Here is a 22751-nt window from a genome sequence, read left to right on the forward strand (position 1 = left end):
GGGGGTACTGTAATACATGCACGGAGCGGAAAGGAGACGGGGCGCCGTTAAAGGCGCCCCGGGGTGGGATGGGGTCAGGGCAGGACGGTGTCGGTGCGGCGGCTCAGGTTCTGAATGCGCAGGTCCTGATCGGCGTCGGTTTCCGCCTGGTTGAAGGGCGTGCTTTCGCCGATCCGGTCGAGCAGGTACTCGGCCAGGGCGTCCTGTTCGCTGCCCGGGTTGGCGAAGGTGGCCAGGTTGCTGCCGCCGCCGGGGATCGCCTCGGCGTCCAGGTCGATGCGGTTCTCCAGCGGGAAGTCGAACGGGTAGCCGTCGCCGCCCAGACCGCTGCCGCCTTCGGTGGCCAGGAAGCCCAGGGTCACCAGGCGGATCACCCGGTTAGCGTCGCCGACCACGGCGCCGTTTTGCACCAGGGTGTCGAGCACCGCGCCGTTGTCATCCACCAGCGCCAGGCTGCGCACCCGCTCGCCGGCCTGGTCGACGTCGTCGCCGTTGGCGGTGCTGCGCAGACCCTGGCGGGTGGGGTCGAAGCTGAAGCGCAGGCCCGCCACCTGCGGGAACTGGCCGGCTACGCCCTCGACCTTGGCCACCGCGTGCTCGAGCAGCTGGTGGAGTTCGGCGGCGGTGACGTCGCCCACGGTGAGGGTGTTGTTGAAGCGCAGCGAGCCTTCCAGGTCGAACTGGGAGATGTCGCCTTCCGCTTTGCCGGCGCTTTCGTTGGCCGCCGGCGGGAAGAATTCCAGGTCGTCCTCGGAGGTGGAGCCCGGCGGGATCACGAAGTAGCCGATGTCATCACGGATGCCGCCGCCGTTCTTGATCGACACCTGCACGCTGGGGTCGTACTGGCGGGACAGCCACAGGTTGGCGTCGGCGGTCAGGTTGCCCAGGTTGGTCTCCTGGGTGCGCACCTGGTTGCGGCGGCCGTCCAGGTAAACGGCGGTGCGGCCGAGGATGTTGCCGTCGCGGGCGGCGAGCACGTCTTCCAGGGCGGTGACGATGGTGGTGACGTCGCTGTTGGGGGTGCCTTCCAGGTTCTCGGCCATGGTCTCGTCGGTGACGTAGGCGCCGTTGACGGTGTCGTCCAGGCTGTCGGTGAGCAGGACGCCGTCGTCGTCGAAGCGCACCACCAGGCGGCCCAGGTATTTGTAGTCGCCGTCGGTGTTGACCACCAGCACCGGCTCGTCGGCGGCGGAGGTGAAGGTCAGCGGGTAGTCGTCGGCGGCGCTGTCGCCGTCGCGCAGGCGGTCGTTGTCGTCGGCGAGCAGGGTGTTGGAGCCGCCGGCGACGATGATGTCGACGCCTTCCAGCAGGGTGGCCAGCTCTTTCTCCACGCTGAGGGTCTGCATATGGGCAAGCATGATGATCTTGTCGACGCCCTGGTCGCGCAACTCGTCAATTTTCGGCTGCAGCACGTCGGCCAGCGCCTGGTTGCCGCCGCTGGACGGGTTGATGGTGATGTCGCCGGTGCTGGTGATGTTGCCCAGCGACGGCGTGGAGGCGCCGATCACACCCAGGGTTTCGCCGCCCACTTCCACGGTGCCGTAGCCGGACAGGCCGTTGGGCATGGCCGCCAGGCTCTGGCCGTCGCTTTGCACCAGGCCGGCCAGGTTGGCGTCGGTGGTGAAGTCCAGGTTGGCGCTCAGGTAGGGGAAGCGGGCGCCGGGGTAGTTGCCCTCGGCGGCCAGGATACCGGCGAATTCGGCGGTGCCGCCGTCCAGGTCGTGGTTGCCGACGGCGGCGCCCTGCAGGCCCATGGCGTTGAGCATGGCGATGTCGGCGCGGCCGTTACCGGCCACGGCGACGCCGGGCACGCCGTCCATGGCCGGGTCGGCGGCGGCGAAGTAGCGCGGACCGGGAATAAAGTTGTCGCCGGAGCTGAGCACCAGGGTGTTGTCCGGGTATTCGGCGCGCAGGGCGTCCAGCACCGCGGAGAACGGCTCCACGTTCTGCAGCGCGCCGGTGGCGCCGTCCATGTCCGCGAAGTGCAGCAGTTGCAGCTGGAAGCCGGCTTCCGCCGGCGGCGCCGGTGCCGGGTCGTTGTCGTCGTCGCCGCCGCAGGCGGAAAGGGCAAGGGCCGCCAGACAGGCGGTGGTGAGTTTTCGCAGGGCGCTGGTGTCCATCGTCCGACCTTTTGTTAGCAGTGATAGGGAGGCGGCCTCGGCCGACACTCCCCAGCTAAGCAAGGGGCGATGAAAGCGATGTTACCGGGGCGGGTCGGTTTTATGTCTACGGGTTACAGCTGTAGCGGAAGCTGCCGTCGAGCATTTGCGGCAGGGTCAGGGTGTTGAAGCCCAGGCCGCGGGTGTACAGGCACAGCTCGGCGCGGCCGATCGGGTCGTCGGCGTACAGGTAATTGATGTGCACCACCGGCTTGCCGGCCTCGATAAAGGGCATCAGCAGTTCGCACTCGTCCCACTCATGGCAGGATTCGTTGATGGCGAAATCGAAGTGCGCCACCAGGTCGTCGATCTGACCCAGGTCGTTCTTCAGCGAGATCGCCAGGCCGCGCTGGTGCGCCTGCTCCGCCAGCCAGGTGTTGTAGTCGATCTGATCCTGGTAGGTGAGCGGCAGGCCGGTGCGGTTGGAATAGCCGTCCACGTTGTCCGGGTCGACGCCGTCGCAGCCGCGCTGCACGGCCAGGTCGAGACGGTCGGCCATGATCGCGCGCACGTTCTGCGAGCGAACGTCCAGCCAGCGCTCACCGGGCCAGTTGCCCAGGCGGCGGCCCTTGTCGGCGGCGGTGAAGCGGCCGGCGTCGTCGCGCCAGTTTTCGAAGGTGCCGGCGGAGAAATAGCAGATCATTTTGCGGCCGTCAGCGTGCAGCGCATCGATCACGGCGCTGTCGGTATCGAACAGGTCGAGAACGTAGAGCTCCACGTCGTAGCTGATGTTGGGGGTGCCCTGAAGCTGAACCTGGGCGTTCACGTCCACCGCCGGGCGATACCAGTCGCCGCTGGTGACGGCGGGATCGGTGGCCGGGGCGGCCGCCGTGCCGGTGGAGAGAACGGCGCTCAGCACCGAGGGGAGAAGGTTGGATAAAGAGGTGGTTGCCATGCCGGCGCTCCCTGCGCGAATTGGGTGGGGAGCGGCAGATTAGCACCGCCGCCGGGAGCACCGGGAGCGCTTTCCGACGAGCGGCGTACCGCTCGTCGGGAGGGCGTTTGGCGGTATTAAACCTTGCGGCTGAGCTCGCGGATTTCCTGGTTGAGGACGCGGTCGTTGTCGCTGTAGTCCACCGGCAGATCGATCACGTGCACGCCGCCGGCGGCGAAGCACTCCTCCACCAGCGGGCCGAGGCCTTCGGTGGATTCCACGCGGTGGCCCTGGGCGCCGTAGGCTTTGGCGTAGGCGACGAAATCCGGGTTCTGGAAGTCCAGGCCGAAGTCATGGAAGTCCATTTGCTTCTGCTTCCACTTGATCATGCCGTAGCCGTCGTCACGCAGAATCAGCACCACTAGGTCCAGGCGCAGGCGCACGGCGGTTTCCAGCTCCTGGGAGTTCATCATAAAGCCGCCGTCGCCGCACACCGCCATCACGCGGCGATCCGGGTGCACCATCTTGGCGGCCATGGCCGACGGCAGGCCGGCGCCCATGCTGGCCAGGGCGTTGTCCAGCAGCACCGTGTTGGGGTGCGTGGCCGGGTAATTGCGCGCGAACCAGATCTTGTACATGCCGTTATCCAGCGCGATGGTGCCGTCGTCGGGCATCACCTTGCGGATCTCGCGCACCAGGCGCGGCGGCAGGATCGGGAAGCGGTCGTCGCGCTCGCCCTCGGCGATGTGCGCCTGCAGCGCGTCGCGGACCCGGTGGAAGTCGGCGAAGCTCCAGTGCTCCTGGGGTTCCAGGCGCTCCTTGAGCTGCCACAGGCTGTTGGCGATGTCGCCTACCAGCTCGATCTGCGGGAAGTAGACCGGGTCCACCTGGGCGGAGTTGAAGTTCACGTGCACCACGGTAGCGCCGCCGGGCTGCATGAAGAAGGGCGGCTTCTCCACCACGTCGTGGCCGACGTTGATGATCAGGTCGGCGGCGCCGATGGCACGGTGCACGAAATCACCGTCGGAGAGCGCGGTGTTGCCCAGGAAGTGGGGGCCGGTTTCGTCCACCACGCCCTTGCCCATCTGCGTGGTGATCGCCGGAATGCCGAGCTTCTCGATGAACTGGCGCAGCATCTTGCTGGTCAGTTTGCGGTTGGCGCCGGCGCCCACCACGATCAGCGGCTTGCGGGCGTTCCGGATCGCTTCCACGCCGCGGCAGATGGCCTTGTCCTCGGCGATCGGCCGGCGCGTCAGGCTGGGCTCGAGCACCGGCATGGAGGAGTGCTCGCGGGCGATGTCCTCGGGCAGCTCCAGGTGGGTGGCGCCGGGGCGCTCCTCCTGGGCCAGGCGGAACGCCTCGCGGATGCGCGCCGGAATGGTGTCGCCGCTGACCACGGTCTTGGTGAACTTGGTGAGCGGGCGCATCATATCGACCACGTCGATGATCTGGAACTGGCCCTGCTTGCTGGATTTGATCGGCTTCTGGCCGGTGATCATGACGATCGGCATGGCGCCCAACTGGGCGTAGGCGGCGGCGGTCACCAGGTTGGTGGCGCCGGGGCCCAGGGTCGACAGGCAGACGCCGGCCTTGCCGGTGAGGCGGCCGTAGGTGGCGGCCATGAAGCCGGCACCCTGCTCGTGGCGGGTCACCACCAGCTTGATCGAGCGGGAGCCGCGCAGGGCTTCCAGCAGATCCAGGTTTTCCTCGCCGGGGATGGCGAAGACGTATTCCACGCCCTCGGCTTCCAGGGCGCGAACGAACAAATCCGAAGCTTTCATTCAACCTTCTCCTTCGGAAGATTGGGGTCAGGTCTTGCCTTTTGCCTCGGGGAGGCAAAAGGCAAGACCTGACCCCAATCTTCGAATCATCGTGCCCGACACTATAACGCGCAGGCGGGGCAGGGGGGTATGGTCAATGCTGATGCTTGGGATTGGGAGAGTCGATTCGGCTCTATTCGGCGTCAGTGCCAGGTGCCTTCCGCGTTCTCGCACTGCTCGAGGAATTCCTCGGCGCTCATTTCCACGGTGTCGTCGCCGTCGTCGATATGGGTGGCGACCTGCTCCTTGAGCTGGCTGACCACCGTGGTCATCACCGAGAGGGTTTCCTCCACCTGCTCAATGGTGCTGAGGAGCTCCTGGGCTTCCTGCTTGTAGTCGTCGAAATCGTCGTAGTCTTCGTGGTCGCTCATGGACGCCTCCGGCTTGGGTGCCCTAATGGTGCCAAAGGGTGGCAGAGGAGACAATCGGGCAGCGCTTTTGGGAGCGGGCCCCGCCCGCGAAAGGCCGCCTTGTCGGCCGGCAGGATTCCAGAGGCCCCTGGTATCCCGCCGGCAAGCTCCGCTTGCCTTTCGCGAGCAGGCTCGCTCCTACAAGACGCTTTAATCCCAGCTCAGCGCACCGCCCACCTGATACTCGGTGACCCGGGTTTCGAAGAAGTTTTTCTCCTTGCGCAGGTCCATGATCTCGCTCATCCAGGGGAACGGGTTGGTGACGCCCTTGAACTGCTCGGGCAGGCCCAGCTGGGTGAGGCGGCGGTTGGCGATGAACTGCAGGTACTCTTCCATCATCGCCGCGTTCATGCCGAGCACGCCGCGCGGCATGGTGTCGCGGGCGTATTGGATTTCCAGCTCGGTGCCTTCCAGAATCATCAGCGTGGCCTGATCGCGCATCTCCTGGTCCCACAGGTGCGGGTTTTCCAGTTTGATCTGGTTGATCACGTCGACGCCGAAGTTCACGTGCATGGATTCGTCGCGCAGGATGTACTGGAACTGCTCGGCGACGCCGGTCATCTTGTTGCGGCGGCCCATGGACAGGATCTGGGTGAAGCCGCAGTAGAAGAAGATGCCTTCCAGCACGCAGTAGAACGCGATCAGGTTCTTGAGCAGTGCCTTGTCGGTCTCCGGGGTGCCGGTGGTGAACTGCGGGTCCGAGATTTCACGGGTGTAGTCGACACCCCACTGTGCCTTCTTGGCCACCGAGGGGATTTCCCGGTACATGTTGAAGATCTCGCCTTCGTCCATGCCCAGTGACTCGATGCAGTACTGGTAGGCGTGGGTGTGGATCGCTTCCTCGAAGGATTGGCGCAGGATGTACTGGCGGCACTCCGGGTTGGTGATCAGCCGGTAGATGGCCAGCACCAGGTTGTTCGCCACCAGGGAATCGGCGGTGGAGAAGAAGCCCAGGTTGCGCTTGACGATGCGGCGCTCGTCCTCGGTGAGGCCGCCTTCCTTCTTCCACAGCGCCAGGTCGGCGTTCATGTTGATTTCCTGGGGCATCCAGTGGTTGGCGCAGCCGTCCAGGTATTTTTGCCAGGCCCAGTCGTACTTGAAGGGCACCAGCTGGTTGAGGTCGGCGCGGCAGTTGATCATGCGCTTGTCGTCCACCTCGACCCGGCCGGCGGCGCCTTCCAGCTCGGCGATGCCTTCGGCGGTGTCCATTTCGGCCACCGCCTGCTGGGCGCGCAGTACCGCGTCGCTCAGCGCTCGCTCCCGTGAGGATTCGCCTCGCAGTTCTTCGTGTCCGGGGTGTCCGGTTTCATTTCCCGCATCCGTTCCACTTCCCGCTGCCGGTGCTTGAGGTGCAGGTGCCGCTTCCTCAGATACCGGTTGAGATTGCGGCGGCGCTGTCCGCCCGCCGGGCTGCTTGTGGTTGGGCGTTTCTGGCGCATGAAATTCGTCCCAGCTCAGCATGATCTTTCTCCAATTCTGTCGGGGTGGCGCCGGGGCGCCACCGATGTTGCATTCCGTTCCGCGTGCTTACTGGCACGCCTCGCAATCCGGGTCGTCCAGGGAGCAGGCCTGCGGGACGTCCGCGGGCTGGCTGAAATCGGCCTCGGACGGGGCAGCGGCGGGGGCGGGTGCCGCGTCACCGCCACCGGAAGAGACCCGGTTGAGCTTGTTGTCGTTGACCGTGGACTTCTCGGTCTGGGTGGCGCCGATGGCACGCAGGTAATAGGTGGTCTTGAGACCCAGCAGCCAGGCCATCTTGTAGGTCACGTCCAGCTTCTTGCCGTTGGCCTCGGCGATGTAGAGGTTCAGCGACTGGGCCTGGTCGATCCACTTCTGACGGCGGCTGGCCGCTTCCACCAGCCAGCGCGGCTCGATCTCGAAGGCGGTGCGGAACTCTTCCTTGAGGTCGTCCGGCACCCGCTCGATGGGCAGCACGGAGCCGTCGTAGTACTTGAGATCGTTGACCATGACGTTATCCCACAGGCCGCGCTCCTTGAGGGCGTTGACCAGGAACGGGTTGACCACGGTGAACTCGCCGGACAGGTTCGATTTCACGTACAGGTTCTGATACGTGGGCTCGATGGACTGCGACACGCCGGTGATGTTGGCGATGGTGGCCGTCGGCGCGATCGCCATCACGTTGGAGTTGCGCATGCCCTTGCGGGCCCGTTCGCGCACGCTGTCCCAGTCCAGGGTCTGGCTGCGGTCCACCTTGCAGTAGTCCTCGCCGCGCTGCTTGACCAGGATGTCGATGGAATCGATCGGCAGCACGCCCTGGCTCCACAGGGAGCCGTCGAAGCTCTGGTAAGCGCCGCGCTCCTCGGCCAGGTCCGCGGAGGCCTGGATGGCGTAGTAGCTGACCGCTTCCATGGACTGGTCGGCGAAGGCCACCGCTTCCTGGGAAGCGTAGCTGAAGCCCTGCTTATAGAGCGCGTCCTGGAAGCCCATGATGCCCAGGCCCACCGGGCGGTGCTTCATGTTGGAGCGCTCCGCCTGGGGCACGCTGTAGTAGTTGATGTCGATTACGTTATCGAGCATGCGCACGGCGGTTTTCACGGTGCTCGCCAGCTTGTCGCGGTCAAGAGCGCCGTCGACGATGTGCTGGGCCAGGTTCACGGAGCCCAGGTTGCACACCGCGATCTCTTCCTGGTTGGTGTTCAGGGTGATCTCGGTGCACAGGTTGGACGAGTGCACCACGCCCACGTGCTGCTGCGGGCTGCGCAGGTTGCAGGGATCCTTGAAGGTGAACCAGGGGTGGCCTGTTTCGAACAGCATGGAGAGCATTTTTCTCCACAGATTCACCGCCGGCAGGCGCTTGTACAGCTTCATGCGGCCGTCGCGGGTCATCGCTTCGTATTCTTCGTAGCGCTTCTCGAAGGCTTCGCCGTACAGATCGTGCAGGTCGGGCACGTCGTTGGGGCTGAACAGGGTCCAGTCCTGTTCGTTGATCACCCGCTTCATGAACAGGTCGGGGATCCAGTTGGCGGAGTTCATGTCGTGGGTGCGGCGGCGGTCGTCGCCGGTGTTCTTACGCAGCTCGATGAACTCTTCGATGTCCATGTGCCAGGTTTCCAGGTAGGCACAGACCGCGCCCTTGCGCTTGCCGCCCTGGTTCACCGCCACGGCGGTGTCGTTGACCACTTTCAGGAACGGCACCACGCCCTGGGATTTGCCGTTGGTGCCCTTGATATAGGCGCCCAGCGCGCGCACCGGGGTCCAGTCGTTGCCCAGGCCGCCGGCGAATTTGCTCAGCATGGCGTTGTCATGGATGGCGCTGTAAATGCCGGACAGGTCATCGGGCACCGTGGTCAGGTAGCAGCTGGACAGCTGCGGACGCAGGGTGCCGGCGTTGAACAGGGTCGGCGTGGAGCTCATGTAGTCGAAGCTGGAGAGCAGGTTGTAGAACTCGATGGCGCGCTCTTCGCGGTTGTCCTCGCGCACCGCCAGGCCCATCGCCACGCGCATGAAGAAGCACTGCGGCAGCTCGATGCGGGTCTCGTTGTGGTGGATGAAGTAGCGGTCGTAGAGGGTCTGCAGGCCCAGGTAGGAGAACTGCAGGTCGCGCTTGCCGTCGATGGCCGCGCCCAGCTTGTTCAGGTCGAACTCGGCCAGCTCCGGGCTCAGCAGCTCGTACTCGATGCCTTTCTCGATGTAGGCGCTCAGCGCCTTGGCGTAGAGGTCTTCCATTTCCTGCTGGCTGGCGCGCTCGCCCACGCCCAGGTACTGCAGGGCCTCGGCGCGGATCTTGTCCATCAGCAGCCGGGCGGTGACCTGGGAGTAGTTGGGCTCCATCTCGATCATGGTGCGCGCGGTCATCACCATGGAGGTGTTGACGTCCTTGATGGACACGCCGTCGTACAGGTTCTTGACGGTTTCGGCGATGATCTTGTCCGGGTAGACCTCTTCGAGACCGCTGCAGGCCTCGTGGATCAGGTATTCCAGGCGGGCCATGTCGAGCGGCGCGCGGCTGCCGTCTTCCATGGTCACGGTCATGTCGACCTTGTGCTTGGGCTCGGGCAGGTCGCGGGCGCGTTCGGCGCGTTTGCGCGCCTGCTGGTCGCGGTACAGCACGTAATCGCGGGCCACCTTGTGCTCGCCGTTACGCATCAGGGCCAGTTCCACCTGGTCCTGGATTTCCTCGATATGGATGGTGCCGCCGGAGGGCATGCGGCGCTTGAAGGTGGCGCTGACCTGCTCGGTGAGGCGGTCCACGGTGTCGTGGATGCGCGAGCTGGCCGCCGCGGTGCCGCCTTCCACGGCCAGGAACGCCTTGGTGATGGCCACGGTGATCTTGTCGTCATCGTAGGAAACCACCTTGCCGTTGCGCTTGATGACGCGCAGCTGGCCGGGGGCGGTGGCGGTGACGTCCTGTTCGGCGCTGACTTCGCCGCCGGGCGCGCCCGCGTGGGACTGATCGCGATTCATATCCGTGTGCATGATGCCCTCTCCGTTGTCTCTGTGCTGGCTATTCTGATTGTAAAAACCGTTGTGACCCTGGGTCGGAAACCGCCGGTCCGGCGCCAATGGTGGGCTGGCGCGTCGAAAACACCATATGTTGTGTTCGCGGCGCGCGCCGGGGGCCGGACTGTCGGCGACTTCAGGACTGCATAATTCGGGCCGGAACTCGTAAGCGGCTGATCCGGCGGCATTTTCCGGGGGGCGGAAAGACGTTGGCCTGCTGAACCGGAAAACTTTTACAAAACCCAATATGTTGGGGTCGGTGACCGATAACAGTACAAGTTATAGATGGGTTCCGGCTTTTGCAAGCATTCCGGTTGGGGAAATCCTGTGGATAAACTGTGCGCGGGCTGTGCAGCGGTGTGGGCGAAAAACCGGGGTGCTTGAGAGAGGGGGAACGACCACTATATATTGTGTCGCCCCCGCCGGCTCATTCCGGTTGCTCAACCGCACGGGTATGCGTATAAACAGAATTGGCGGCTGCGCCGCAACAACAACGAATCGATAAGGATAACGACGGGAATGACAAGCGTGCAGGATAACCCGCCGACCATCATGATCGTGGAAGACGATGAGCGTCTCGCCGATCTCACTTGCGAATACCTTCAATCCAACGGCCTCGACGTCAGCGTGGTGAGCGACGGCGAGGAAGCCATCCGCCGCATCCGTTCCGAGCAACCGGACCTGGTGGTTCTTGATCTGATGCTTCCGGGCGCCGACGGTCTGACCGTCTGCCGGGAGGTGCGCGCCACCTTCAAGAACCCGATCCTCATGTTGACCGCACGCACCGACGACATGGATCAGGTCCTGGGGCTGGAAATGGGCGCCGACGACTATGTCGCCAAGCCGGTCAAACCGCGCGTTCTGCTGGCCCGCATCCGCGCCCTGCTGCGGCGGGTGGAAACCGACAGCGAGCGCGACAGCTCGCCGTCGCGGCTGGAATTCGGCGCCCTGGTGATCGACAACTCCGCCCGGGAAGTGAGCCTGCGCGGCAAGTCGGTGGACCTGACCAGCGCCGAATACGACCTGCTCTGGCTGCTGGCTTCCAACGCCGGCACGGTGCTGTCCCGCGAGACCATCTTCGAGAAACTGCGCGGTATCCAGTACGACGGCCAGGACCGCTCCATCGACGTGCGCATTTCCCGCATCCGGCCCAAGGTCGGCGACGATCCGGAAAACCCGAAGCGAATCAAGACGGTACGCTCCAAGGGCTATCTGTTCGTTAAGGAAATGAGCAGCGGATGACGGGGGCGGGCGCCTTCGCCCGCCCGCGCCAGCAGGTGTGATTTGAACAGTATCTTCGTCCGAATCTACGGCGGCATCCTGGTGGCCCTGCTGATCATCGGCGCGCTCACCTATGCCGGCGTGGAGCTGGTCAACGACTATCGTTCCCAGCTGTACCGCGAGCGCATGGCCCGCGGCACCTTCTATTTAATGGCGGAAGGCTACCGGGAACGCGCCGGCGACGACGAACGCCAGGCCTGGTCGCGTTCGCTGAGCCGCATGTTCGGCGCTCCGGTAACCCTGCGCGACGCCGGCGAGCTGGGGCTGTCCTACCGCGACGGCCTGCATCTTCAGGAAGGCCGGGTGGTGTTGCGCGGCAACCCGGACAGCGAGCGGGTGGAGGTGCTGTTCGCGGTCCCCGATGACCCGCTCTATATACGCGCCGTGATGAGCCGTCTCTCCGAACAGCAGGCCCGCGCCACCGCCATGCTGGTGCTCGACTATCTGCGCGCCCGTCCGGCCAACCGGCAGGACCAGGCCCTGGCCGATCTCAACCAGCACTTCGGTTACCCCCTGACGCTGCTGCCGCGCACCGAGCTGGACCTGGACGTGGAGCAGCAGCGGCGCCTGGAGCGCGACGAGGTGGTGTTCACCCTCACCGACAGCACCCGGCGCGACGCCGGCGTGCGGGTGCTGGTGCCGGTGCCCGGCGGCGAGCGCATTCTGGTGATGGGGCCGCTGCATCTGTTCGATCAGTTCCCCTGGGAGTTGCTGGTGATCGCCGGCGTGGTGGCGTTGCTGCTGGTGGCGCTGTCCACCTACCTGCAGGTGCGCCCGCTGCAGACCCGCCTGCGGCGCCTGGACCGGGCGGTGAAGCGGTTGGGCAGCGGCGACCTGGGCGCCTACGCGGATATCCCCGGCAACGACCCGATCGGCCAGGTGGCGGCCACCTTCAACGGCATGACCGCGCACATCCGCCGTCTTATCGAGGCGCAGCGGGAGATGACCCGGGCGGTGTCCCACGAACTGCGCACCCCGGTGGCGCGGCTGCGCTTCGGCCTGGAGATGCTGGCGGACTGCGAATCCGCCGACGAGCGCCGCGAAAAGCTCAACGCCCTGGACCGGGACATCGAGCAGCTGGATGAGCTGATCGATGAGATCCTCACCTATGCGCGGTTGGAGGAGGGCACCCCCAACATCGAGTTCCAGCCGGTGTTCCTGCTGGAAGTGTGCGACCAGCTGATCGGTGAGCTGGAGGACATTCGCGGCGACATCCTGATCGACGCGCGCGGCTCCCGGGACCTGACCGTGGAGGGGGACCCGCGCTACCTGCACCGGATTCTTCAGAACCTGGTCACCAACGCCCTGCGGTACGCGAAAACCCGGGTGCGAATGACGGTGACCGAACAGGACGGCAACCTGATTCTGGACGTGGACGACGACGGCGCCGGCATCGCCGAGCACCAGCGCGAACGGGTCTTCAAGCCGTTCGCCCGGCTCGACAAAAGCCGCCACCGCGCCAGCGGCGGCTACGGCCTGGGGCTGTCCATCGTCAAACGCATCGTCGACTGGCACGGCGGCGACGTGGCCGTGTCGGAGAGCGACTGGGGCGGCGCCCGCTTCCGGGTTATCCTGCCCCGAGAACAACGCCGCCAGCACGTGCTTGGACGACAAAAGACAGTGAAGAGTTAATAGTGAATAGTTAATAGCGAACATAACTCTCAGATAGGCCCGGGCGTCCGCCGGGTTTCGCTGTTCACTATTAACTGTTCACTGTTAACTCTATTTCTATTTTCGGGGTGTGTATGTCCGCTTTCATTCTCGCCATTGATCAGGGCACGACCAGCTCCCGGGCCATCGTCTTTGACCGGGACGGGGTCGCGGTGGGGCAGGCGCAGAAGGAGTTCCGCCAGCATTTCCCCCGCGACGGCTGGGTCGAGCACGATGCGCAGGAGATCTGGAACGACTGCCTGGCGCTGTGCCGGCAGGCGCTGCGCAACGCCCAGGTGGAAGCGGATCAGCTCGCCGCCATCGGCATCACCAACCAGCGCGAGACCACGGTGCTGTGGGACCGGGCCACCGGCGAACCGGTGGCGCGGGCGATCGTCTGGCAGGACCGGCGCACTGCGGATTACTGCCAGCGGCTCAAGCAGGAGGGCCACGAGGACCTGGTGCGCGAGCGCAGCGGCCTGTTGCTGGACCCGTACTTCTCGGCCACCAAGCTGGCCTGGCTGCTGGAGCACGTGGACGGCGCCCGCCGCCGGGCCGAGGCCGGCGAACTGGCCTTCGGCACCATCGACTGCTGGCTGCTGTGGAAGCTCACCGACGGCCGGGTGCACGCCACCGACGCCACCAACGCGTCGCGCACCCTGCTGTTCAATATCCACGGCCAGCACTGGGACGAGGACCTGCTGCGGCTGTTCGACATTCCCGCGTCGCTGCTGCCGGAGGTCCGCGACAGCGCCGGCGAGTTCGGCCGCACCGACCCCCGGGTGCTGGGCGCGGCGGTGCCGGTGACCGGCATCGCCGGCGATCAGCAGGCGGCGCTGGTGGGCCAGGCCTGCTTCCAGCCGGGCATGGTGAAAAGCACCTACGGCACCGGCTGTTTCATGGTGATGAACACCGGCGCGGCGGTGCACTCCGACAACCGTTTGCTGACCACCGTGGCCTACCGGCTGAACGGCGAGACCACCTACGCGCTGGAGGGCTCGATCTTCGTCGCCGGCGCGGCGATCCAGTGGCTGCGCGACGGCCTCAACCTGATTACCCACGCCAGCGAAACCGAGGCCCTGGCCCGCCGTGTCGGCTCCGCCGGCGGCGTCTATCTGGTGCCGGCCTTCACCGGCCTGGGCGCGCCCTGGTGGGACCCGCACGCGCGCGGCGCGCTGCTCGGGCTGACCCGCGACACCGGCATCGCCGAGGTGGTCACCGCCGGTCTGGAGGCGGTGTGCTATCAGTCCCGCGACTTGCTCGAGGCGATGGCCGCCGACTGCGCCCAGCGGCCCACCACGCTGCGGGTGGACGGCGGCATGGTGGTCAACAACTGGCTGGGCCAGACCCTGGCCGATGTGCTGGGGGTGCGGGTGGACCGGCCCCGGGTCACCGAGACCACCGCCCTGGGCGCGGCCTACCTGGCCGGGCTGGGCTGCGGTCTGTTCCGCGATCTGGATGAAATCGCCGAGCACTGGCAGCCGGACCGGGCCTTCGAACCGTCGCTGGAAGAGGGCGAGCGGGAGCGCCGCTACCGGGGTTGGCGTGAAGCCGTGCAGCGGGTGTGTTCGGACAACCGGCAGTGAAAGCCCGACCGAAAGTGTGATTCAGTGCACAGTTTTGATTATCATCCCCGTGCCATAAGAAGACGACCTTGGGGAAGGATCGCATGCACGGACGGCTTGCCACAGTCACCGATCGACGCCAGGCGTTGCGTTTGCGCCGCCTGGCGTTTTCGTTGCTGATGGGCGGCGCCGCGCACACCCTGGTGTGCTGGCTGATCCTGCAATGGGGGTTCTTCCGGGGCGGCGCCACGGTCTTTTACGCCCTGTTCGGCACCATCTGGGCCGGCCACCTGGGCCTGCTGCTGTTCGCCCGCACCGGCCTGAACCGGCGGCTGAACAACCCGGCGATGACCGAGCCGGTGATGATCTGGTGCATCCTCACTCTACTGGCGTCCGCGCTCTACCTGGATCAGGGCCGCCTGGCGGTGATGGCGTTCTTCTTCGCCATCCTGCACCAGGGCGTGTTCCGCGTGCGCCGCCGGCAGGTGGCGCGGGCCGCCGCCCTGGCGGTGGCCGGCTACGCCCTGGTATTGCTCTACCTGAACGCCCGTGGCGACCTGGCGCAGCCGTTGCTGGAGGCGGGCCAGTGGCTGTTGTTCTCCCTGGTCACCCTGGCCATGGTGCTGCTGGCCAGCGAGATCACCACCATTCGTTTGCGGCTGCGCGAGCGTAACGGCCAGCTCGCCGAGCTGCTCGAGCGGATCCAGGACCTGGCGGTGAAGGACGAGCTCACCGGCCTGTACAGCCGCCGCCACGCCATGGAGCTGCTCGCCAAGGCCTGCGGCCAGGCCCGCCGCGGGGCGTTTCTGCTGGCGGTGGGGTTCGTCGACCTGGACCACTTCAAGCGCATCAACGACCGCCACGGGCATCTGTTCGGTGACCAGGTGCTGGTGCGGTTCGCCGAGCTCACCCGCCGCTACCTGGGCGACAAGGACATGGCCGCGCGGCTGGGCGGCGAGGAGTTTCTGATCATGCTGCCGGTGATGGACATGGAGCAGGCGCTCACCAGCGTGGAGCGCCTGATGAGCGCGTTGCGCGCCCAGCGTTTCATGGCCGCGCCGGCGCTGGAAGTGACCGCCTCGGTGGGGCTCACCGTGGTCGGGCATGGCGAAAGCCCGGACGAGGTGCTGGTGCGCGCCGACCGTCTTCTTTATCAGGCCAAGGCCGCCGGCCGCGATCGGATCATCACGGCGGGTCCACCGTGAACAGCCGTTATTGGCGCCGGGCGCGCCGGCTGACGGTCAGTGAGCGGCGTCTGCTGCTTCGCCACGGTCGGTCCCTGGCGGCGGTGGCGCTGTTTCACGCGCTGCTGGTGGTGGCGCTGTGGCTGTGGGGCACGCTGGACGCCGGCGGGCTCTACGTGAGCCTGCTGCTCGGCGCGCTGGCGGTGATCACGGTGGTGTATCTGCTGCTGATCGAAACCGGCGCCACCCTGGAATGGCGGGAATCCAGCCTCTCCGTGCCGATGGCCCTGGGCCTGGTGATCGCCTTTCTGATCGCCGCGTTTCCCATGAACGAGGCGCGCATCAGCGCCATGATTCTGTTCTTCCCGCTGTTGCTGCTGGTGTCGTTCCGGCTCGGCGCCCGCTCGCTGCTGTCGCTGGCGCTACTGGCCAGCGTCGGCTACGCGCTGATGCTGGCCCTGGCGCTGGCGACGCGTGGCCTGCGGCTGAGCCTGAGCCTGGAGCTGCTGCAGTGGCTGATCTTTACTCTGGTGGCGCTGAGCTTCGCGGTGACCGGCAGCGGCGTGAACGGCCTGCGGCGCAGCCTGGCGGTAAAGAACCAGGCGCTGGCGGACGCCCTGGAACAGGTCCGTGACCTGGCGATCCGCGATGATCTCACCGGGCTGTTCAACCGGCGCCATATTCTGGAAGTGCTGGAGCACCAGAAGGCGCTGGCGGACAACCAGATTTACCCGTTCTCGGTGTGCTACGTGGACCTGGACCATTTCAAGCGCATCAACGACGAGTACGGCCACGACATGGGCGACCGGGTGCTGCGCCAGTTCGCCGAGCACACCCTGGACAACCTGCGCGAAGGGGATTACCTGGCCCGTCTGGGCGGCGAGGAATTCATTCTGGTGTTGCCGCAGAGCGACCTCGCCGGCGCCGAGCTGGTGGCCGAGCGGCTGCGTGAAAGCTGGGCGGCGCGCAGCTTCGAGGACCGCCGCGGGCCGCCGGCGGTGAGCCTGTCGGCGGGGGTGGCCAGCTACCGGGGCCAGGAAACCGTGGACCAGCTGCTGGGCCGCGCCGACCGCGCCCTCTACCGCGCCAAGACCGGCGGCCGCAACCGGGTCTGCCGCGAGGACCAATAACCCTTAATGCGTCCCGGTGAGCAGGAACTCCAGCAGCGCCTTCTGCGCGTGCAGCCGGTTTTCCGCCTCATCCCAGACCACCGCGCGCGGGTCGTCGAGCATGTCGTGGCTGACTTCCTCGCCCCGGTGGGCGGGCAGGCAGTGCATGAACAGCGCCTCCGGGTCGGCCCGGCCCATCAGCGCCGGGTTCACCTGGTACTCGGAGAAGCGCTTGATGCGGTCGGCCTGCTCGTCTTCCTGGCCCATGGAGGCCCACACGTCGGTGACCACCAGATGGGCGCCTTTGACCGCCTCGGCGGGGTCGCGCTGCAGGGTGACCCGGTGTGAGAACGCGTCCACCAGGTCCGCCGGCGGCTCGAAGCCCTCCGGGCAGCACACCACCAGCTGGAAATCGAACTGCTCGGCGGCGTTGATGTAGCTGGCGCACATGTTGTTGCCGTCGCCCACCCAGGTCACCGTTTTACCGGCGATGCTGCCGCGGTGCTCGACGTAGGTCTGCATGTCGGCGAGCAGCTGGCAGGGGTGGAACTGGTCGGTGAGGGCGTTGATCACCGGCACCCGCGAGTGGGCGGCGAAGGCCTCCACGGTGTCGTGGTCGAAGGTGCGGATCATCACCGCGTCCACCATCCGCGACAGCACCCGGGCGGAATCCTCCACCGGTTCACCGCGCCCCAGCTGGGTGTCGCGCGGTGACAGGAACACGCTGGCGCCGCCGAACTGGGTCATCGCCACCTCGAACGACACCCGGGTACGGGTGGAGGATTTCTCGAAAATCATCCCCAGGGTCTTGCCGCGCAGGGGCTCGTGGAACTGCCCGGTGTGCAGCATGGTTTTCAGCTCCACGGCGCGCTGTATCAGATACCCCAGCTCCTTGGGCGTAAGGTCCATCAGAGTGAGAAAGTGACGCGGGCTGCTCATGGGTTCTCCTGATCACGGGCAAAGTCGCGGATCACCTGGGCCAGGGTGTCCACCAAGAAACGGAGTTCGTCGTCGTTGATCACCAGGGGCGGCAACAGCCGCACCACCGAGCCGGCGGTGACGTTGATCAGCAGGCCCGCCTCGCGGGCCCGGCCCACCAGTTCGCCGCAGTCGCGGTCGAGCTGCACGCCGATCATCAGCCCGCGGCCGCGCACGCCGGTGACCAGCGGCACGTCGGCCAGCCGGTCGCGCAGCGCCGCGCGCAGGGTCTCGCCCTTGGCGCCGACCGCCGGGATCACCTGGTCGCTGAGGGTCTCCACCACGGTCAGCGCGGTGGCGCAGCCCAGCGGGTTGCCGCCGAAGGTGCTGCCGTGGCTGCCCGGCCCGAACAGCGCCGAGGCGGCGCCGCTCACCAGACAGGCGCCGATCGGGAAGCCGTTGCCCAGGCCCTTGGCGGTGGTCAGCACGTCGGGCCGTACGTCGTCGCCCTGGCACGCGAAATAGCTGCCGGTGCGGCCGTTGCCGGTCTGGATTTCATCCAGCATCAACAACCAGCCGTGGCGGTCGCACAACTCACGCAGGCCGCGCAGGTAGCCGTCGTCGGGCACGTTGACCCCGCCTTCGCCCTGCACCGGCTCCACCAGCACGGCGGCGATGTGGCCGGCCTGGTCGTCGGCCGCGGCGGCTTCCACCGCCGCCAGGTCGTTGTAGGGCAGGTGCTGGAAGCCTTCCACCAGCGGCTCGAAGCCTTTCTGCACCTTGCGGTTGCCGGTGGCGGACAAGGTCGCCAGGGTACGGCCGTGGAAGCTGTTCTCCATCACCAGGATGCGCGGCGTATCGCTGCCCCGGTGGTGGCCGTGCAGACGCGCCAGCTTGATCGCCGCCTCGTTGGCTTCGGCGCCGGAATTGGAGAAGAACACCTTCTCCATACCGCTCAGCGCGCACAGGCGCGCGGCCAGTTTTTCCTGGGCCGGTATCCGGTACAGGTTGGAAGTGTGCACCAGTCGCGCGGCCTGATCCGCCAGGGTGCGGGTCACCGCCGGGTGGGCGTGGCCCAGGTTGCACACGGCGACGCCGGACACGGCATCCATAAAACGGTTGCCGTCGGCATCGTATAGCCATACCCCTTCGCCGCGCTCGAAGCTCACCGGCTGACGGGCGTAGGTGGGGATCAGAAACTGCTCGCTCATGGTCTTTGGCGCTGTAGGTCGATGAAGAACGCTTACAAACAAAAAACGGCAGCCGAGGCTGCCGCGTGGACCCTGAATAATACTGAGGCCGGCGCGGGGACGCAATTCCCGCGCCGGTATCCTGTATCCTGATCGGTGAACCGCATTTTCAGGGGGAGTCATGGACCCGGTACAGCTGAGTATTTTCGCCAACCGCCTGGCGGGTATTTGTGACGAGATGGGCGCCTTGCTGCGCGCCAGCGCGCTGTCGCCCAACATCAAGGACCGGCTGGATTTTTCCTGCGCCATCTTCGACGCCGCCGGCGGCCTGTGTGCCCAGGCCGCGCACATTCCCGTGCACCTGGGTTCCATGGCCTACGCCATGGCCGACCTGGTGGAGGGCCGTGACTGGCGCCCCGGCGACCTGCTGGTGGTCAACGACCCCTACCTGGGCGGCACCCACCTGCCCGACGTGACGGTGGTGGCGCCGGTGTTCGCCGGCGAGCGGCTGGCCGCCTTCACCGTGACCCGGGCCCACCACGCCAATATCGGCGCGCACAGCCCCGGCTCCATGCCGGTGTCCAGGACCCTGGACGAGGAGGGGCTGGTGATCGCCCCGCAGTGGCTCAAGCGCGAAGGCGATTGGCAGCTGCCGTTGAGCCGCCGGCTCGGCGAGGGCGACGAGCTGCCCCTGGACGTGCCCCGGTTCGCCGATTTCGCCGCCCAGGCCAGCGCCTGCGAGGCGGGCGCCCGGCGGCTGGCGGCGCTGATCGGCGAGCGCGGCCTGGAGGCCCTGCGCGCGTCCCTGGACGCCCTCAACACCTACGGCGAGCGGCGCATGTGCCAGCGCCTGGCGGACCTGGCCGACGGCGAGTACCGCTTCAGCGACGTGATGGATGACGACGGCCAGGGGCGGTTCGACATCCCGCTGGTGGTCACCCTGCGGGTAGAGGGGGACGGCGCCGAGCTGGACTTCACCGGCACCGCCGACCAGGTCAGCGGCAACATCAACTGCCCGCTGTCGGTGGCGGCCGCCGCCGCCTACTACTGTTTCCGCTGCCTGCTGCCCGACGACGCGCCGTCCTGCGCCGGCCTGTTCCGGCCGATCGCGCTGTCGGCGCCGGCGGGCAGCCTGGTCAACGCGCGCCGCCCGGGCGCGGTGGCCGCCGGTAACGTGGAAACCAGCTCGCGGATCGTCGATGTGGTCCTGGGGGCTTTGGCCCAGGCCTTGCCCGGGGAAATTCCCGCCGCCAGCCAGGGCACCATGAACAACCTGGCCATGGGCGAGAGCGGCGAGGGCGGGGCGCGGCCCTGGGATTACTACGAGACCATGGCCGGCGGCATGGGCGGCCACCGCCACGGCGACGGCCTGGCGGCGGTGCACAGCCACATGACCAACACCCTGAACACGCCCATCGAAAGCCTGGAAGAGCACTACCCGCTGCGGGTGCGCCGCTACGGGCTGCGCCGGGGCAGCGGTGGCGAGGGCGCCCACCGGGGCGGCGACGGCATCGAGCGGGAGCTGGAATTTCTCGCCCCCGCCAGCTTCACCCTGCTCACCGAACGGCGCCGCCACCGGCCCTGGGGGCTGGAAGGGGGCGGCCCCGGCGCCGCCGGCGAGAACCGCCTGAACGGCGAGGCCCTGCCGCCCAAGTTCACCGGCCACGCCCGCCCCGGCGACCGCCTGCTGCTGGCGTCGCCGGGTGGCGGCGGTTACGGCCTTACCGAAAACGAACAAAAAAACAGGGAGATAGGTAAAGTCAGTTAGCTGTTAGTGAGAATCATTTTCATTATTGTTCTTCGCGGCTTACAAAACATACACGTCGCAGGAACCATAACGATGAAACGACGCAATGCCCCCCTGGCGCTCTGCGCCCTTGGCGGTGCCTCCGCCCTGTTGCTCGCCGAAACCCTGGCCGCCGACAGCAACCGGTTGCCCTCCGTGGACATCATCGGCTCCAACGAGGACACCTTCAGCTTGTCCGGCTCGGCCCATGTGCTGTCCAACGAGGACCTGGAGAAAAAGGAATACACCGACGTGCACCGCATGCTGCGCGATGTGCCCGGCGTCTATGTGCAGGAGGAAGAGGGCTACGGCCTGCGGCCCAATATCGGTATTCGCGGCACCGGCACCAACCGAAGCGACCGCATCACCGTGATGGAAGACGGCATTCCCATCGCCCCCGCGCCCTACGCGGCGCCGGCGGCCTATTACTTCCCCAGCGCCGGCCGCTTCCATGGAGTGGAGGTGCTGAAGGGCCCGGACACCCTGCGTTACGGGCCCTTCACCGTGGGCGGCGCGCTGAACGTGCTGTCCACGCCGATTCCCACCGATGAGGCCGGCATGGTGCAGCTGGAGGCCGGCGAGGACCGCCATCAGCGCGGCCACGTCTGGTACGGCGCCAGCGAAGGCCAGTGGGGCTTCCTGCTGGAGACCCACCAGCAGCGCAGCGACGGCTTCAAGGATGTGGACCGCTCCAACCGGGACACCGGCTTCGACAAGCAGGACTACGTGGCCAAGCTGCGCTGGACCAGCCCCGACACCGCCGATGTGAAGCAGGCCGTGGAGCTCAAGCTGTCGCACTCCAGCGAGGTCTCCAACCACAGCTACCTGGGCCTCACCGACCGCGATTTCAGTGATGACGCCAACCGCCGCTACGGGCTCAGCGCCTTTGACCAGATGGACAACGACCATGACGGCGTGGCCCTGCGGCATCACCTGGTGCTGGGCAGCGACACCAGCCTGGAAACCGCCCTCTACCGCAACAAGTTCCAGCGCAACTGGTTCAAGGTGGCCAGCGCCGGCGGCCAGAGCATCGGTGACCTGATCGAGGACGCCAACAACGGCGACGCCAACGCCCAGGCGATCCTGGACGGCGACCAGGACGTGGCCGACGTGCGTCTCAAAAACAACAACCGCGAGTACACCTCGGAAGGCATCCAGACCGAGCTGTCCCACGGCTTTGAATGGGGCTCGGTGCGCCACGATCTGGTCGCCGGCGTGCGCTTCCATCAGGACGAGGTGGACCGCTACCAGCCCATCGAGGTGTTCGAGCAGCAGAACGGCAGCCTGGTGCGCAGCGGCTACATCGAGCCCACCGGCGGCGACAACCGCGTCGAGGAAGCGGACGCCTTCTCCGCCTGGATGGTGGATCACATCCGCCTCGACCAGCTGTTGCTGACCGCCTCGCTGCGCTACGAGGACGTGGACAGCGAAGCCAAGCGCTATGCCGACCCGGGCCGCAACGTGGTCAGCCAGCGGGTCGACAATCAGGTCGACGAGCTGATGGCCGGCCTGGGCGCCACCTGGCTGCTGGACGACCACTGGGCGCTGCTGGCCGGCGTGCACCAGGGTTTCGCGCCCCCCGGCGCGTCCGCCGCCGAGGGCACCGACCCGGAGAAAAGCGTCAACTATGAGGCCGGCGTGCGCTACTGGAGCGGCCCGTTCAGCGCCGACGCCATCGCCTTCTTCAGTGACTACGAGAACACCGTCAACAACTGCTCGGTGGCGGCGCCGTGCCCCAACGGCGACACCATCGGCTCGCAGAGTTTCGGTGAGTCCCAGGTGCAGGGGCTGGAGCTGGGCCTCAACAGCCGCCTGTGGCAGGGCAACGGCCTCACCGCGCCGGTGCGCCTGGCCTACACCTACACCGACGGTGAGATCACCGAGACCGCCGACGACCTGAGCGTGCAGGACGGCGACGTGCTGCCGTACCTGCCGGAAAACCAGCTCAGCCTGACCCTGGGCCTGGAGCGTCCCGCCCAGTGGGGCGCCTACCTGACCACCACCTATGTGGACGAGGTGTGCGTGGACAACACCTGCGACCGTTCCAACGGGCCCGCCTTCCGCAGCACCGACGACTATCTGGTGGTGGATCTGGCGGCGTCCTACTATCTGCGCAGCAACGTGGAGGTGTACGCCAAGGTGGACAACCTGTTCGACGACCAGGAAATCGTCGCCCGTTCACCGGACGGCGCCCGTCCCAACAGCCCGCGTACCGCCTACATGGGCGTCAGGGTGGGTTTCTGAAGCGGCTCGCGCGCCGCACCGGTTGAAACCGGCCGGCGTTGCCCCCACTGTCTGCGGATACAGCAGAAAACCGGGCGTCGGTGTTATACTGGCGCCTTTC

Annotated in this window: 15 protein-coding genes; 7 read left to right on the plus strand and 8 right to left on the minus strand. The window is 66.6% G+C overall.

Annotation, left to right across the window (positions count from 1 at the left end; translation table 11 throughout):
- Window positions 1–74: 74 nt before the first annotated feature.
- From ISO4_RS09835 to ISO4_RS09860, 6 genes are all read right to left on the minus strand, one after another.
- Window positions 75–2120, minus strand: coding sequence for a bifunctional metallophosphatase/5'-nucleotidase (locus ISO4_RS09835; protein WP_194856077.1), 2046 nt, complete (start codon window positions 2118–2120; stop codon window positions 75–77).
- A 106-nt stretch (window positions 2121–2226) separates the two neighbouring features.
- Complete coding sequence (locus tag ISO4_RS09840) at window positions 2227–3054, minus strand: endo alpha-1,4 polygalactosaminidase (protein WP_194856078.1); 828 nt, start codon at window positions 3052–3054, stop codon at window positions 2227–2229.
- Window positions 3055–3170: 116 nt separating this feature from the next.
- Window positions 3171–4814, minus strand: a complete 1644-nt coding sequence (locus ISO4_RS09845; RefSeq protein WP_194856079.1) for an acetolactate synthase large subunit — start codon at window positions 4812–4814, stop codon at window positions 3171–3173.
- A gap of 182 nt (window positions 4815–4996) precedes the next feature.
- On the minus strand, window positions 4997–5224 hold the full coding sequence (locus ISO4_RS09850; RefSeq protein WP_194856080.1) for a hypothetical protein: 228 nt from the start codon (window positions 5222–5224) through the stop codon (window positions 4997–4999).
- A 189-nt stretch (window positions 5225–5413) separates the two neighbouring features.
- Window positions 5414–6724 carry a ribonucleotide-diphosphate reductase subunit beta gene (locus tag ISO4_RS09855; RefSeq protein ID WP_142948744.1) on the minus strand — a complete coding sequence of 437 codons (1311 nt, stop codon included), beginning with the start codon at window positions 6722–6724 and terminating at the stop codon, window positions 5414–5416.
- A 66-nt stretch (window positions 6725–6790) separates the two neighbouring features.
- Complete coding sequence (locus ISO4_RS09860) at window positions 6791–9700, minus strand: ribonucleoside-diphosphate reductase subunit alpha (RefSeq protein WP_194856081.1); 2910 nt, start codon at window positions 9698–9700, stop codon at window positions 6791–6793.
- Between the two features lie 543 nt (window positions 9701–10243).
- On the opposite strand from ISO4_RS09860, the gene ISO4_RS09865 reads away from it, so the two are divergent.
- The 5 genes from ISO4_RS09865 (at window position 10244) to ISO4_RS09885 (ending at window position 16534) form a co-directional block, all read left to right on the plus strand.
- Complete coding sequence (locus ISO4_RS09865; protein WP_142948742.1) at window positions 10244–10966, plus strand: response regulator; 723 nt, start codon at window positions 10244–10246, stop codon at window positions 10964–10966.
- 42 nt (window positions 10967–11008) lie between these two features.
- Complete coding sequence (locus ISO4_RS09870; protein WP_194856082.1) at window positions 11009–12637, plus strand: ATP-binding protein; 1629 nt, start codon at window positions 11009–11011, stop codon at window positions 12635–12637.
- Window positions 12638–12750: 113 nt separating this feature from the next.
- A complete protein-coding gene (gene glpK, locus ISO4_RS09875; protein WP_142948740.1) occupies window positions 12751–14241 on the plus strand; it encodes a glycerol kinase GlpK in 1491 nt (496 codons plus the stop codon).
- A gap of 83 nt (window positions 14242–14324) precedes the next feature.
- Window positions 14325–15425, plus strand: a complete 1101-nt coding sequence (locus ISO4_RS17165) for a GGDEF domain-containing protein (protein WP_142948739.1) — start codon at window positions 14325–14327, stop codon at window positions 15423–15425.
- Entirely contained in the window at window positions 15422–16534 is a 1113-nt protein-coding gene (locus ISO4_RS09885) for a GGDEF domain-containing protein (protein ID WP_194856083.1), read from the plus strand. The genes ISO4_RS17165 and ISO4_RS09885 overlap by 4 nt, the downstream gene beginning before the upstream one ends.
- Window positions 16535–16537: 3 nt before the next feature.
- Here ISO4_RS09885 and argF read toward each other — a convergent pair whose 3' ends face one another.
- Together argF and ISO4_RS09895 are read right to left on the minus strand one after the other, a co-directional pair.
- Window positions 16538–17452, minus strand: coding sequence for an ornithine carbamoyltransferase (argF, locus tag ISO4_RS09890; protein ID WP_194856084.1), 915 nt, complete (start codon window positions 17450–17452; stop codon window positions 16538–16540).
- Window positions 17449–18642, minus strand: coding sequence for an aspartate aminotransferase family protein (locus ISO4_RS09895; RefSeq protein ID WP_142948736.1), 1194 nt, complete (start codon window positions 18640–18642; stop codon window positions 17449–17451). Before ISO4_RS09895 ends, argF begins: the two co-directional genes overlap by 4 nt.
- Before the next feature lie 160 nt (window positions 18643–18802).
- On the opposite strand from ISO4_RS09895, the gene ISO4_RS09900 reads away from it, so the two are divergent.
- A complete protein-coding gene (locus ISO4_RS09900) occupies window positions 18803–20389 on the plus strand; it encodes a hydantoinase B/oxoprolinase family protein (RefSeq protein WP_194856085.1) in 1587 nt (528 codons plus the stop codon).
- Window positions 20390–20461: 72 nt separating this feature from the next.
- The gene (locus ISO4_RS09905) at window positions 20462–22651 is read left to right on the plus strand and encodes a TonB-dependent receptor family protein (protein WP_194856086.1); all 2190 of its coding nucleotides are present in this window, start codon (window positions 20462–20464) and stop codon (window positions 22649–22651) included.
- Window positions 22652–22751 lie beyond the last annotated feature (100 nt).

This window comes from Alloalcanivorax venustensis ISO4 (assembly GCF_015356855.1).
Classification (GTDB): domain Bacteria; phylum Pseudomonadota; class Gammaproteobacteria; order Pseudomonadales; family Alcanivoracaceae; genus Alloalcanivorax; species Alloalcanivorax venustensis.